Source organism: Mycobacterium sp. P4_H6 (genome assembly GCF_056400845.1).
The window spans coordinates 37,531-50,008 of the sequence record NZ_JBFUKN010000033.1 but is presented as its reverse complement, the minus strand read 5'-3'; the positions used below and the strand labels follow the sequence as shown (position 1 = coordinate 50,008).

Sequence of the window (12,478 nt, the reverse complement as noted above, 5' to 3'; positions counted from 1 at the left end):
ATCCCAGCACATAGGGTGAGTCAATGCGCCCCGCTCTGACCGACTACCGGCATCTGGCCAGCGGCAAAGTTCGCGAGCTGTACCGCATCGACGACGATCACCTGCTGTTCGTGGCCAGCGACCGCATCTCGGCATACGACCACATCCTGGACACCGAGATCCCGGACAAGGGCCGGATCCTGACCGCGATGAGCGTGTTCTTCTTCGATCACCTCGGTGTCGCCAACCACCTGGCGGGGCCGCCCGACGACGAACGCATCCCCGAAGAGGTCCTGGGCCGTGCCCTCGTCGTCCGTGCGCTGGAGATGCTGCCGGTCGAATGTGTGGCGCGCGGCTATCTGACCGGTTCCGGGCTGATCGACTACCAACAGTCCGGGTCGGTGTGCGGGATCGCGCTGCCCGCCGGGCTCGGTGAGGCCAGCAAGTTCGACGAGCCGCTGTTCACCCCGGCCACCAAGGCCGAACTCGGTGAGCACGACGAGAACGTGTCCTTCGACGCGGTGGTCGCGCTGGTCGGCGCGCAGCGGGCCGCTGAGCTCCGCGAGGCGACGCTGCAGATCTATCTGAAGGCCGCCGAGCATGCGCTGAGCAAGGGCATCATCGTCGCCGACACCAAGTTCGAATTCGGGGTGGATGCCGACGGTCAGCTGGTGCTGGCCGATGAGGTGCTCACCCCGGACTCGTCGCGCTACTGGCCGGCCGACAGCTACCAGCCCGGCGAGGTGCAGCCCAGCTATGACAAACAGTTCGTGCGTAATTGGCTGACCGGTCCCGATTCGGGCTGGGACCGCCACGGTGAGACCCCGCCGCCACCCCTGCCCGCCGAGATCGCCGCGGCCACCCGCGCGCGGTATATCGAGGCCTACGAGAGGATTTCCGGTTTGAGCTTCTCCGATTGGATCGGATCGTGACCTCGGTGCAGCCGCCCGTCGCCAAGCGGGTCGAGCACCGCCGCGAGCATCACGGCGATGTCTTCATCGACCCGTACGAGTGGCTGCGCGACAAGTCCAGCCCCGAGGTCATCGCGCACCTGGAAGCCGAGAACGCGCACACCGAGGCGGCCACCGCCGGTCTGGCGCCGTTGCGGCAGAAGATCTTCGACGAGATCAAGGCGCGCACCAAGGAGACCGACCTGTCGGTCCCGACCCGCCGCGGTCAGTGGTGGTACTACGCCCGCAGCTTCGAGGGACAGCAGTACGGGGTGCATGCCCGCTGCCCGATCAGCCACGCGGATGACTGGATCCCGCCGGAACTCGACGAGAACACCGCGGTTGCAGGCGAGCAGATCCTGCTCGACGAGAACGTCGAGGCCGAAGGCCACGAGTTCTTCTCCCTCGGTGCCATCAGCGTCAGCGTCGACGGCAACATCCTGGCCTTCTCGGTGGACCTCAAGGGCGACGAGCGGTACACGTTGCGGTTCAAGGATCTACGGACCGGTGAACTCTACGAGGACACCATCACCGGGATCGGCGCCGGCGCGACCTGGGGTGCCGACAACCACTCGGTGTACTACACCACCCTCGACGAGGCGTGGCGGCCCGACACCGTGTGGCGCCATCGCCTGGGCTCCGGGCTGCCCGCCCAGAAGGTGTATCACGAAGCCGACGAACGGTATTGGCTGGGAGTCGGGCGTACCCGCAGCGACAAGTACGTCATCATCGCCGCGGGCAGCGCGGTCACCTCCGAGGTGCGCTACGCGGACGCTGCCGACCCGGACGCCGAGTTCACCGTGGTGCTGCCGCGGCGCGATCAGGTGGAGTATTCCGTCGAGCATGCGGTGGTGGGCGGCGAGGACCGCTTCCTGATCCTGCACAACGACGGCGCGGTGAACTTCACCCTCGTCGAGGCGCCGGTGAGCGACCCGAGCGCGTTCCGCACGCTCATCGAGCACCGCGAGGACGTCCGCCTCGACGGCGTCGACGCGTTCGAGAGTCACCTGGTGGTTAGCTACCGTCGCGAGGCGCTGCCCCGAATTCAGTTGTGGCCCATCGGCGCCGACGGCAGTTACGGGGCACCGCAGGAGATCGCCTTCGAATCCGAGCTGATGTCGGCGGGTCTGAGCGGTAACCCGAACTGGTCCTCGCCGAAGCTGCGGGTGGGCGCGGTGTCCTGGGTGATCCCGGTGCGGATCTATGACCTGGACCTGGTAACGGGCGAACGGACCCTGCTGCGCGAGCAGCCGGTTCTCGGCGACTACCGGCCCGAGGAGTATGTCGAGCGCCGGGACTGGGCGGTGGCCCCCGACGGTGCGAGGGTCCCGATCTCCATCGTGCACCGCGCCGGCCTGGCGTTCCCGGCCCCGACGCTGCTGTACGGCTACGGCGCCTACGAATCGTGTGAGGATCCGCGGTTCTCGATCGCCCGATTGTCGCTGCTGGACCGGGGGATGGCGTTCGCCGTCGCCCATGTGCGCGGCGGTGGCGAATTGGGGCGGCCGTGGTATGAGGACGGCAAGCTGCTGCACAAGCGCAACACCTTCACCGATTTCATCGCGGTGGCAGAGCATCTGGTGGTCACCGACCTGACCCGGCCGAACCACCTGGTGGCACTCGGCGGCAGCGCCGGCGGTTTGCTGGTCGGTGCGGTGCTCAACCTGGCCCCGCACCTGTTCGCCGGGGTACTGGCGCAGGTTCCGTTCGTCGATCCGCTGACCACGATCCTGGATCCGTCTCTGCCGCTCACCGTCACCGAATGGGACGAGTGGGGAAACCCGTTGGAGGACAGCGAGGTCTACGAGTACATGAAGTCGTACTCGCCGTACGAGAACATCGGGCAGTACGTCTATCCGGCGGTGCTGGCCATGACCTCACTCAACGACACCCGGGTGTTCTACGTCGAGCCCGCGAAATGGGTTGCGGCTCTCCGGCACGCGCAGCTCGACCCGGTGGCCGATGCCGGCAAGGTGCTGTTGAAGACCGAGATGGTGGCCGGCCACGGCGGTATCAGCGGGCGCTACGAGCGGTGGAAGGAAGCAGCCTTCCAGTACGCCTGGCTGCTGGCGACGGCGGATCCCGAGAACCACGGTGAGGGTCAGGCGGACAGCCTTTTCGGCGGTCCACGCATCTAGACGCTGTCAAGATCGCGGCTATGATGGCCTGGTGAGCAAGCCGAGCTACCACCACGGCGACCTGCGGGCGGTGATCCTGGCCGAGGCGGCCAACCTGGTCGCCGCACGTGGCGCCGACGGTGTGTCGTTGCGCGAACTCGCCCGCGCCGCAGGGGTGTCGCACGCGGCGCCGGCACACCACTTCGGGGACCGTCGCGGACTCTTCACCGCGTTGGCGGCGCAGGGATTTCAGATCCTGACGGCCGAATTGACCGATGCCAGGCCCGAGTTCATCGACGCGGCCAAGGCCTATGTGCGGTTTGCCTTGGCGCATCCCGGCCACTTCGAGGTCATGTTCGACAAATCGCTCTACGACGCAGCCGACGCTCAGGTGCGGGAGGCGTCCACGGCGGCGTACCTCGAACTGAGCCGCGGTGTCGGCACACTCGCCGATCCGCACGCCGGGGCCGATCCCGAGGGCGCCGCGCTGGCGGCCTGGTCGATGGTGCACGGCTACGCCCAGCTCTGGCTCAACGAGGCGGTCGACACCACGGGAGATCCGATCGCGACGGTCGAGAGGCTGGCGGGGATCCTGTTCGACGGCTAGCGTCGATCCGGTGAGCCTCAACCAGATTCCGCTGACCACCCTTGACGGCAAGGACACCACGCTCGGCGAATTGTCGGACGGCGCAACGCTGGTGGTGAACGTCGCCTCCAAATGCGGCCTGACCCCGCAGTACACCGCCCTGGAGAAGATCGCCGAGGACTACGCCGACCGCGGACTGACCGTCGTCGGCGTCCCGTGCAACCAGTTCATGGGCCAGGAGCCGGGCACCGCCGAAGAGATCCAGACCTTCTGTTCCACCACCTACGGCGTCACGTTCCCGCTGCTGGCCAAAACCGATGTCAACGGTGCGGACCGCCATCCGCTCTATGCCGAACTGGCCAAGGCCGTCGACGACGAGGGGCAGGCCGGTGACATCCAGTGGAACTTCGAGAAGTTCCTGGTGGCCCCGGGCGGTTTGGTGGTCAAGCGGTTCCGTCCGCGCACCGAACCGGACGCAGCCGAGGTGATCGCCGCCATCGAAGCGGTCATCTCCAAATAGCAATGTCGCGTCCGGGTGTTCGCAACCGTCGTGACATCTGATGTTGCGACACTGACGTGCGTGACCGCAGAGCTGATCGTCTCGATTTCCGGGATCAGGGACCGCACGCTGTCCGACGTCGACACCTTCTGCGAGGAACTCGACGCCCGCGGCGTGCCGGTGTCCTTGCTGGTCGCTCCCCGACTCAAGGGTGACTACCGACTGGCGCGCGACCCGGCGACGTTGTTCTGGCTGGCCGAGCGGCGTGCCGCCGGTGACGCCGTCGTGCTGCACGGCTACGACGAGGCGGCCACCAAGCAGCGCCGCAGCGAATTCGCCACGCTGCAGGCACACGAGGCGAACCTGCGACTGCTGGGCGCCGACCGGACCATGGAACACCTCGGTCTGCGTACCCGGCTGTTCGCCGCTCCTGGTTGGACGGTGTCCGAGGGAACCGTGAGGGCATTGCCGCGCAACGGATTCCGGCTGCTCGCCGGATTGGCCGGGGTCACCGACCTGGTGCGTGACACCACCACTCCGGCCCGGGTGCTCGGCATCGGCGCCGGATTCCTCACCGAAACCTGGTGGTGCCGCACCCTGGTGCTCTCGGCTGAGCGCACCGCGCGCCGGGGCGGCACGGTACGGCTGGCGGTCTCGGCGCGTCAGCTGCGACACACCGGCCCGCGGCAAGCCGTCTTCGACGCCATCGACCTGGCGCTCCTGCATGGCTGCGTCCCGGAGACCTACCGCTGGGAGGCGGATCGCGCCCTCACCGACGCCGCCTGAGACTAAGTTGGCGGCATGGCCGATGCCGATGTGATCGTGGTGGGTGCGGGGCTGGCCGGACTGGTCGCCGCCGCAGAACTGATCGAGCGGGGCCGCCGCGTCCTGATCGTCGACCAGGAGAATGCCGCCAACCTCGGCGGCCAGGCATTCTGGTCGTTCGGCGGGCTCTTCCTGGTGGACAGCCCCGAGCAGCGCCGCCTCGGCATCAAGGACAGCCACGAGCTCGCCCTGCAGGACTGGCTGGGTAGCGCCGGTTTCGACCGCGAGGAGGACCACTGGCCGCGGCAGTGGGCGCACGCCTACGTCGACTTCGCCGCCGGTGAGAAGCGCAGCTGGCTGCGGGAGCGCGGACTGCAGACCTTCGCCATGGTCGGCTGGGCCGAACGCGGCGGTTACGGCGCACTCGGGCACGGCAACTCGGTGCCCCGCTTCCACATCACCTGGGGCACCGGGCCGGCGCTGGTCGACGTGTTCGCCCGGCGGCTGCTCGGTCAACCCCGGGCCACGTTCGTCCACCGGCACCGCGTCGACGAGCTGATCGTCGAGGACGGCGCGGTGACCGGCGTCCGCGGCACCGTGCTCGAACCCAGCGATGCCGCCCGCGGCGTGGCGTCATCCCGGGAATCAGTGGGGGAGTTCGAGTTCCGTGCCCAGGCGGTGATCGTCGCCAGTGGCGGTATCGGCGGCAACCACGACCTGGTGCGCAAGAACTGGCCGCCGAGGATGGGCCGCGTTCCCAAACAACTGCTTTCCGGCGTGCCCGCACACGTCGACGGCCGGATGATCGGCATCAGCGAGACCGCCGGCGCCCGCGTCATCAACAGCGACCGCATGTGGCACTACACCGAGGGCATCACCAACTATGACCCGGTGTGGCCCCGCCACGGCATCCGGATCCTGCCGGGCCCGTCCTCGCTGTGGCTGGACGCCACCGGTAAACGGCTGCCGGTGCCGCTGTATCCGGGATTCGACACCCTGGGCACGCTGGAACACATCACCACCACCGGCCAGGACTACACCTGGTTCGTGCTCAACGCCCGCATCATCGCCAAGGAATTCGGGCTGTCCGGGCAGGAGCAGAACCCCGACCTGACCGGCCGCAGCGTCAAGGCGGTGCTGGCCCGCGGACGCGACGGTGGTCCGATGCCGGTGCGCGCCTTCGTCGACAAGGGTGTGGACTTCGTCACCGGCAACTCACTGCGGGAGTTGGTCACCGCGATGAACGCGGTTCCCGGCGTCGAGCCGCTGGACTACGCCACCGTGGAGGCCGAGGTCACCGGGCGCGACCGCGAGGTGCTCAACAAATTCACCAAGGACAGCCAGATCACCGCGATCCGGGCCGCCCGGGAGTACCTGCCCGACCGCATCGCGCGGGTGGTCGCACCGCACCGCCTCACCGACCCGAAGGCCGGACCGCTGATCGCGGTGAAGCTGCACATCCTGACCCGGAAGTCGTTGGGCGGGCTGGAAACCGACCTGGATTCGCGGGTGGTCAAGGGCGACGGAACGGTGTTCGCCGGTCTGTACGCCGCCGGTGAGGCCGCCGGTTTCGGCGGCGGCGGCGTGCACGGCTACCGGTCCTTGGAAGGCACGTTCCTGGGCGGTTGTGTGTTCTCGGGCAGAGCGGCCGGCCGGGCCGCCGCCCGCGAGACCGCCTGAGGGCCCGCCGCCAGCACGGCCAGGCACACCGTCGCCGACGCCAGGAACACCGAACCGATGTTGTCGGTCAGATAGTGCAGGTCGGTGGCCGCCATGCTCAGCGCGCCGATCACGGTGACCAGGCCGGCGACCAGCAGCAGCCACAGCGACACCCCGACGGCCAGCACCAGCATGGCCATCACGGTGATGACGACGGTGGTGTGCCCGCTCGGGTAGGCCAGTGCGTCGCCCTTGTAGCGGCCGAACAGCGGCTTGAGCAGCCGGGTCGCGATCACCGAGAGCAGCGGGCACAGCGCCACCACCACCGCCAGCCGCCACCGCCTGCGCACCAGCGCGATCAGCACCGCGACGGCGAGGATCACCATCATCGGCAGCGCCCAGCTGAAATAGAGCATCCACACCGGATCGGGTCCCAACACGCGCTGCATCACCCGCAGCGACCAGTCGTCGAACGCGGTGTCACCGTGGCCGACCACCAGCCCCAGCACCACCATCGCGGCGATACCGATCGGCGGCCACCACAGCAGCAGATTGCGCGGCCTCAGAACGCGGTTCCGTTCTCCGGATCGAGCACCTGGAAGTCGGTGTCGGTCATCTCCGAGAGCCGGCCGTAGTAGATGCCCCGGGCGGACGGCTCGATGATGCCCTGGTGGATCGGGACGGCGCGGGCCGGCGCCACCGCCCGCAGGTATTCGATGGCCTCGGAGACCTTCATCCACGGCGCCGCCGCCGGGGTGGCCAGCACGTCGACCGCCTCATCGGGCACGAAGAGGGCGTCCCCGGGATGCATCAGCCGGGCGGGGTGATCGCCGTCGCCGATCAGGTAGGACGTGTTGTCGATCACCGGGATCTCGGGGTGGATCACGGCGTGGGTGCCCCCCACGCCGCGCACCGCGAGGTGCCCGATGGTGAACGCGTCGCCGGCGTGCACGGCCTGCCACGGCTCGCCGAGCTGGGCGGCGGTCTGCGGGTCGGCATACAGCTTGGCCTGCGGATTGGCCTCCAACAGGGCGGGCAGCCGCGCGGTGTCGGCGTGATCGGGATGTTGGTGGGTGATCAGGATGGCGTCCAGGCCGGTGATGCCCTCGAAGCCGTGCGAAAAGGTGCCCGGATCGAACAGCACCGTGGTCTGGGCGCCTTCACCGTTGGCGAAGCCTGCCAGCAGGCATGAGTGGCCGAAGTGCGTCAGTTGCATGGCTCCATTGTGGCCCGAGACGTCGCCGGTAGAGTTGGCACCGATCAAGACCGGTCCTAAATGAAGGAGTCCCCGTGGCCCGCGTCGTAGTGCACGTGATGCCCAAGGCTGAGATCCTCGACCCGCAGGGGCAGGCGATCGTCGGCGCCCTGGGCCGTCTCGGCCATGGTGGTGTCGCGGATGTCCGTCAGGGCAAGCGGTTCGAGCTCGAGGTCGACGATTCGGTGTCCGATGAGGCACTCAACGAGATCGCCGAATCGCTGCTGGCCAACACCGTGATCGAGGAGTTCTCGGTGAGTCGGGAGAATTCGTGAGCGGCAAGATAGGAGTCATCACCTTCCCCGGCACGCTCGACGACGTCGACGCCGCCCGGGCGGTGCGCCTGGCCGGCGGTGAGGCCGTCAGCTTGTGGCACGGCGACGCCGACCTCAAGGGCGTCGACGCGGTGGTGGTGCCCGGCGGGTTCTCCTACGGCGACTATCTGCGCTGCGGTGCGATCGCCAAATTCGCCCCCGTGATGGGCTCGGTCGTGGAAGCCGCGGGCCGTGGTCTGCCGGTGTTGGGGATCTGCAACGGTTTTCAGGTGCTCTGCGAGGCCGGGCTGCTGCCGGGCGCGCTGACCCGCAACGCCGGACTGCACTTCATCTGCCGGGACACCTGGCTGGAGGTGGCCTCGAATTCGACCGCGTGGACGACGCGTTACGAAGCCGGTGCCGATCTGCTGGTGCCGCTGAAGTCCGGGGAGGGCCGCTACGTGGCCGCCGAGTCCGTGCTCGACGAGCTCGAGGGTGAAGGCCGGGTCGTTTTCCGCTACCGGGAGAACCTCAACGGTTCCATGCGCGGTATTGCCGGCGTGAGCTCGGCCAACGGCCGCGTGGTCGGGCTGATGCCGCACCCCGAGCACGCCACCGAGCCGCTCACCGGCCCGTCCGATGACGGGCTCGGGTTGTTCTACTCCGCGCTGGATGCGGTGCTCACCGCGTAGCCCTCAGCGGCTCAGCGAGACCGAGGCCTCCGCGGTGTACGCCAGGAACGTGAACGTCTCCTGCAGGTACAGCTGAACGCTCTCGGCGTCGTGGGACAGGTAACCGATCGACACGTCGGTACCCAGCTGCAGATCGAAATCGCCTCCGCGGGTGGACAACACGAACGCGCCGTCGATGGCCGGCGCCCAGATGATCTCGCCGTCCACCAGCCGGTTGAGGTGCTCGCGGATCGGATAGCCGTTGACCGTGGTCTCGCTCACCTGCGTGTAGACATCGGCGGACAGCAGCACGCTGTACGGGCCGTCGACACCGGCCAGCCGCAGCTCGGAGAGCGCCTGGCTGATGATGTCGGGCATCTCCCGCGGATCGGCGGGCAGCGCCAGCTTGGGGCACGAGCTCGACTTGCGGATGCCCTCGATCGCGRCCGCCTCGTAACCCTCGAAGATCGCGCGGTCCTCGGCGAACGCCAGCTTCTTGGCGGCGTCCTTGACCGGATCCCAGTCCGAGTCCTGCGAGCCGCGTTCCACATCGTCGACATCGCGGCGGGCCACCGTGAACGGCACCCGCAGCCGCACCAGCGGCTTGGACTCGCGCAGCTGCGCGATCACACCGTCACCGGGCGGCACGACATCGCGCAGATGCCCGGTGCTGACGGCGGCGGTCACCGCGCCGCCGGGATCGCTGACGTCGACCACCCGGCGGCCGGCGATGTGGCGCTTGAAGGTCCGGGTGGCCTCCTGCTCGATCTCGGTCCAGGCGGCCTCGGTGATGGGGGCGAGTTCGCGGTACAGGTTGTTCATTGCGGGGTTCCTTTCAGGCTGCCGATCGCAAGTGAGTAGTCGGCCCGCACCGCCTCGGCCGGGGCATCCGGGATCGGAAGTGGCGGTGGATCATCGAGGAAATCGATGGTGGGCACGAAGAACATTCCGCCGGTGACGGCGGTCGAGAAATCCAGGATCCGGTCGGTGTTGCCCGGCGGGTCGCCGATGAACATGTTGGTCAGCATCCGCTCGGTGACCGCGGGCGTGCGCGAGTAGCCGATGAAGTAGGTGCCGAACTCACCGTTGCCGACGGTGCCGTAGGGCATGTTGCGGCGCACGATCTTCAGCTCGTTGCCGTCCTCGTCGGTGATGACGTTCAGCGCGATATGCGAATTGGCCGGCTTCACATCGTCGTCCATCTCGATGTCGTCGGCCTTGGTGCGCCCGATCACGTTCTGCTGCTCGTCGACCGACAACGCCCGCCAGGCCGACATGTCGTGGACGTAGCGCTGGATGTGCACGTAGCAGCCGCCCGCGAAATCGGGATCCTCGGCGCCGATCACGGTGGCGTTGTCGGCCTTCGCCCCGGTCGGGTTCTCGGTGCCGTCCACGAAACCGAGCAGATCGCGGTTGTCGAAATAGTTGAAGCCGTGCACCTCGTCGACCACGGTCACCGCGTCGGCCATCGCCTCCACCAGCCGCCCGGCGAGTTCGAAGCAGACGTCCATCGTCTCGGCGCGGATGTGCCACAACAGATCCCCGGCGGTGGCCGGGGCGTGATGGCGCGGCCCGTCCAGCGCGATGAACGGATGCAGATCGGCCGGGCGGGGTCCGGCGAACAACCGGTCCCAGGCCTGCGAGCCGATGGATGTCACCACGGACAGTTTCTTGGTGGGGTCGCGGAACCCGATGGCGCTGACCATCCCCGCGATATCGGGCAGCGCGTCGTGGACGGTCTGCTCGCCGCCGTCGTCGATGGTGGCGACCAGAAAGATGGCCGCCGACGTCAACGGATCGACTATCTGCTGCGGCAGCGGGTCTGGCACAAAGCGACCCTAGCGCCACGGACCTGCACTGCGCGGGTCAAGATACAAAGATGGCAGCTAGCCCCCAGAGTCTGTGTGAGTTCATCGACGCGTCGCCGTCGCCGTACCACGTGTGCGCCACCGCGGCCCGCCGTCTGACGGCCGCGGGGTACCGCGAGCTGTCCGAGGCCGACGCCTGGCCCGCCGCGGGCAAGTTCTTCACCATCCGTGCGGGTTCGCTGGTCGCCTGGGACTCCTCCACCCCGGCGGTGCCGTTCCGGATCGTCGGCGCGCACACCGACAGCCCGAACCTGCGGGTCAAGCAGCACCCGGACCGGGTGATCGCCGGCTGGCAGGTGGTGGCGCTGCAGCCCTATGGCGGAGCGTGGCTGAATTCCTGGCTGGACCGCGATCTCGGGATCAGCGGACGGCTCTCGGTCGTGGCAGGCAATGCTGTCGAGCATCGGCTGGTCCGCATCGATGATCCGATCCTGCGGGTCCCACAACTGGCCATCCATCTGTCCGAGGACCGCAAGGGCGTCAGCCTGGACCCGCAGCGCCACGTCAATGCGGTGTGGGGCGTCGGGGACCGCCGATCCTTCCTGGGTTATGTCGCCGAACGAGCCGGGGTCGACGAGTCCGAGGTACTCGGCTTCGACCTGATGACCCACGATCTCACCCCCTCGGCGATCACCGGGGCCGACGGCGATCTCGTCAGCGCACCCCGGCTGGACAACCAGGCCACCTGCTATGCCGGGCTGGAAGCCCTGCTGGCCGCCCCCGCCACGGCCTACGTGCCCGTGCTGGCCCTGTTCGATCACGAGGAGGTGGGCTCGCAGTCCGATCACGGAGCCCAGTCGGATCTGCTGCTGACCGTGCTGGAGCGCATCACCCTGGCCGGCGGCGGTGGCCGGGAGGACTTCCTGCGCAGGCTCTCCGAATCCATGGTGGCCTCCGGGGACATGGCGCACGCCACCCACCCCAACTATCCCGAGCGGCACGAGCCCGGCCATCAGATCGCGGTGAACGGGGGCCCGGTGCTCAAGGTGCAGCCGAATCTGCGCTACGCCACCGACGGCCGGACGGCGGCGGCGTTCGCGCTGGCCTGCAGGCAGGCCGGGGTGCCGCTGCAGCGCTACGAGCACCGCGCCGATCTGCCGTGCGGGTCCACCATCGGCCCGATGACCGCGGCGGGCACCGGCATCCCGACCGTCGATATCGGCGCCGCCCAGCTGGCCATGCATTCGGCGCGCGAAGTCATGGGTGCCCACGATGTCGCGGCCTACGCCGCGGCGCTGCAGGCGTTCCTCGCTCCGGCCTAGGGAATGTCGATCGTGGTGGTCACGGCCACCAGTTGCGGGTCGGTGGGCGCCGAGGAGAAGCCGAACTGCACCGGGGGATCCAGCTCGGCCAGCCCGCCCAGCGGGACCGCGCCGAACTGCCCGGACAGGGCGTCGATGCGCCGCGAGCGGCGCACCCCGTAGTACTCGCGGCGCTCGCCGCCCGCGGTTCCGGCGGTGTGCACCCCGGGCACCAGCAGCCCGGCGACCGGATTGATGACCCGCAGCCACCACGGTGCGCTCGCCAGTGGCCTGGGTACCAGCCGCAGCAGCCGGTCGAACCGCGCCGGGCCGCCCAGCTCCGCGGTGACGTCGAGGTCGGCCGTGGTGACGGTCAGCCGGTCGGCGCTCAGTTCGGCGGTGACCGTGCCGACCCGGACGTCATCGAATGCGTAAGTGGCCGAGACGAACTCGGCGACCTCCGCGGTCGGTGCCAGTAGCAGCCGCTGTTGGTCGGCGGTCTGGACCATCACATCGGCGAAGGCGCCGAACGGTGAGGACTGCCACACGCCGACCACCATCCGGATGCCGGCGCCGGTGCCGAAGCCGGCGATGTGGCCGCTGAAAACGAGTCGTGTCCGCACACGTCGATTGT

Annotated in this window: 14 protein-coding genes; 9 read left to right on the top strand and 5 right to left on the bottom strand. The window is 68.6% G+C overall.

Annotation, left to right across the window (positions count from 1 at the left end; translation table 11 throughout):
- The first annotated feature begins 23 nt into the window (after positions 1 to 23).
- The 6 genes from AC1DTF_RS15810 to AC1DTF_RS15785 are packed head-to-tail and all read left to right on the top strand — an operon-like array spanning position 24 to position 6,576.
- Positions 24 to 911: a phosphoribosylaminoimidazolesuccinocarboxamide synthase gene (locus AC1DTF_RS15810; RefSeq protein WP_477474743.1), complete on the top strand. Its 888-nt coding sequence runs from the start codon at positions 24 to 26 to the stop codon at positions 909 to 911.
- Between the two features lie 5 nt (positions 912 to 916).
- Positions 917 to 3,067, top strand: a complete 2,151-nt coding sequence (locus tag AC1DTF_RS15805) for a S9 family peptidase (RefSeq protein ID WP_082614210.1) — start codon at positions 917 to 919, stop codon at positions 3,065 to 3,067.
- A gap of 31 nt (positions 3,068 to 3,098) precedes the next feature.
- Positions 3,099 to 3,653 carry a TetR/AcrR family transcriptional regulator gene (locus tag AC1DTF_RS15800; protein WP_477474742.1) on the top strand — a complete coding sequence of 185 codons (555 nt, stop codon included), beginning with the start codon at positions 3,099 to 3,101 and terminating at the stop codon, positions 3,651 to 3,653.
- Positions 3,654 to 3,663: 10 nt separating this feature from the next.
- Positions 3,664 to 4,152 carry a glutathione peroxidase gene (locus AC1DTF_RS15795; RefSeq protein WP_477474741.1) on the top strand — a complete coding sequence of 163 codons (489 nt, stop codon included), beginning with the start codon at positions 3,664 to 3,666 and terminating at the stop codon, positions 4,150 to 4,152.
- A gap of 60 nt (positions 4,153 to 4,212) precedes the next feature.
- Positions 4,213 to 4,917: a DUF2334 domain-containing protein gene (locus AC1DTF_RS15790; protein WP_477474740.1), complete on the top strand. Its 705-nt coding sequence runs from the start codon at positions 4,213 to 4,215 to the stop codon at positions 4,915 to 4,917.
- 15 nt (positions 4,918 to 4,932) lie between these two features.
- Positions 4,933 to 6,576, top strand: coding sequence for an FAD-binding dehydrogenase (locus AC1DTF_RS15785; protein WP_477474739.1), 1,644 nt, complete (start codon positions 4,933 to 4,935; stop codon positions 6,574 to 6,576).
- On the opposite strand, the gene AC1DTF_RS15780 is transcribed toward AC1DTF_RS15785, so the two are convergent.
- The gene (locus AC1DTF_RS15780) at positions 6,489 to 7,070 is read right to left on the bottom strand and encodes a phosphatase PAP2 family protein (protein WP_057167887.1); all 582 of its coding nucleotides are present in this window, start codon (positions 7,068 to 7,070) and stop codon (positions 6,489 to 6,491) included. The genes AC1DTF_RS15785 and AC1DTF_RS15780 overlap by 88 nt on opposite strands.
- A gap of 47 nt (positions 7,071 to 7,117) precedes the next feature.
- Positions 7,118 to 7,771 carry an MBL fold metallo-hydrolase gene (locus tag AC1DTF_RS15775; protein WP_477474738.1) on the bottom strand — a complete coding sequence of 218 codons (654 nt, stop codon included), beginning with the start codon at positions 7,769 to 7,771 and terminating at the stop codon, positions 7,118 to 7,120.
- 74 nt (positions 7,772 to 7,845) lie between these two features.
- Here AC1DTF_RS15775 and purS point away from each other — a divergent pair, with 74 nt between their 5' ends.
- Entirely contained in the window at positions 7,846 to 8,085 is a 240-nt protein-coding gene (gene purS, locus AC1DTF_RS15770; protein WP_057167889.1) for a phosphoribosylformylglycinamidine synthase subunit PurS, read from the top strand.
- Positions 8,082 to 8,756 carry a phosphoribosylformylglycinamidine synthase subunit PurQ gene (gene purQ, locus AC1DTF_RS15765; RefSeq protein ID WP_057167890.1) on the top strand — a complete coding sequence of 225 codons (675 nt, stop codon included), beginning with the start codon at positions 8,082 to 8,084 and terminating at the stop codon, positions 8,754 to 8,756. The genes purS and purQ overlap by 4 nt, the downstream gene beginning before the upstream one ends.
- 3 nt (positions 8,757 to 8,759) lie before the next feature.
- On the opposite strand, the gene AC1DTF_RS15760 is transcribed toward purQ, so the two are convergent.
- Positions 8,760 to 9,557 carry a family 1 encapsulin nanocompartment shell protein gene (locus tag AC1DTF_RS15760; RefSeq protein ID WP_477474737.1) on the bottom strand — a complete coding sequence of 266 codons (798 nt, stop codon included), beginning with the start codon at positions 9,555 to 9,557 and terminating at the stop codon, positions 8,760 to 8,762.
- On the bottom strand, positions 9,554 to 10,564 hold the full coding sequence (locus AC1DTF_RS15755) for a Dyp-type peroxidase (RefSeq protein WP_477474736.1): 1,011 nt from the start codon (positions 10,562 to 10,564) through the stop codon (positions 9,554 to 9,556). The genes AC1DTF_RS15760 and AC1DTF_RS15755 overlap by 4 nt, the downstream gene beginning before the upstream one ends.
- A 50-nt stretch (positions 10,565 to 10,614) precedes the next feature.
- Between AC1DTF_RS15755 and AC1DTF_RS15750 the strand changes: the two genes are divergently transcribed.
- Complete coding sequence (locus AC1DTF_RS15750; RefSeq protein WP_477474735.1) at positions 10,615 to 11,865, top strand: M18 family aminopeptidase; 1,251 nt, start codon at positions 10,615 to 10,617, stop codon at positions 11,863 to 11,865.
- On the opposite strand, the gene AC1DTF_RS15745 is transcribed toward AC1DTF_RS15750, so the two are convergent.
- Positions 11,862 to 12,467 carry a hypothetical protein gene (locus AC1DTF_RS15745; RefSeq protein ID WP_477474734.1) on the bottom strand — a complete coding sequence of 202 codons (606 nt, stop codon included), beginning with the start codon at positions 12,465 to 12,467 and terminating at the stop codon, positions 11,862 to 11,864. The genes AC1DTF_RS15750 and AC1DTF_RS15745 overlap by 4 nt on opposite strands.
- Positions 12,468 to 12,478 lie beyond the last annotated feature (11 nt).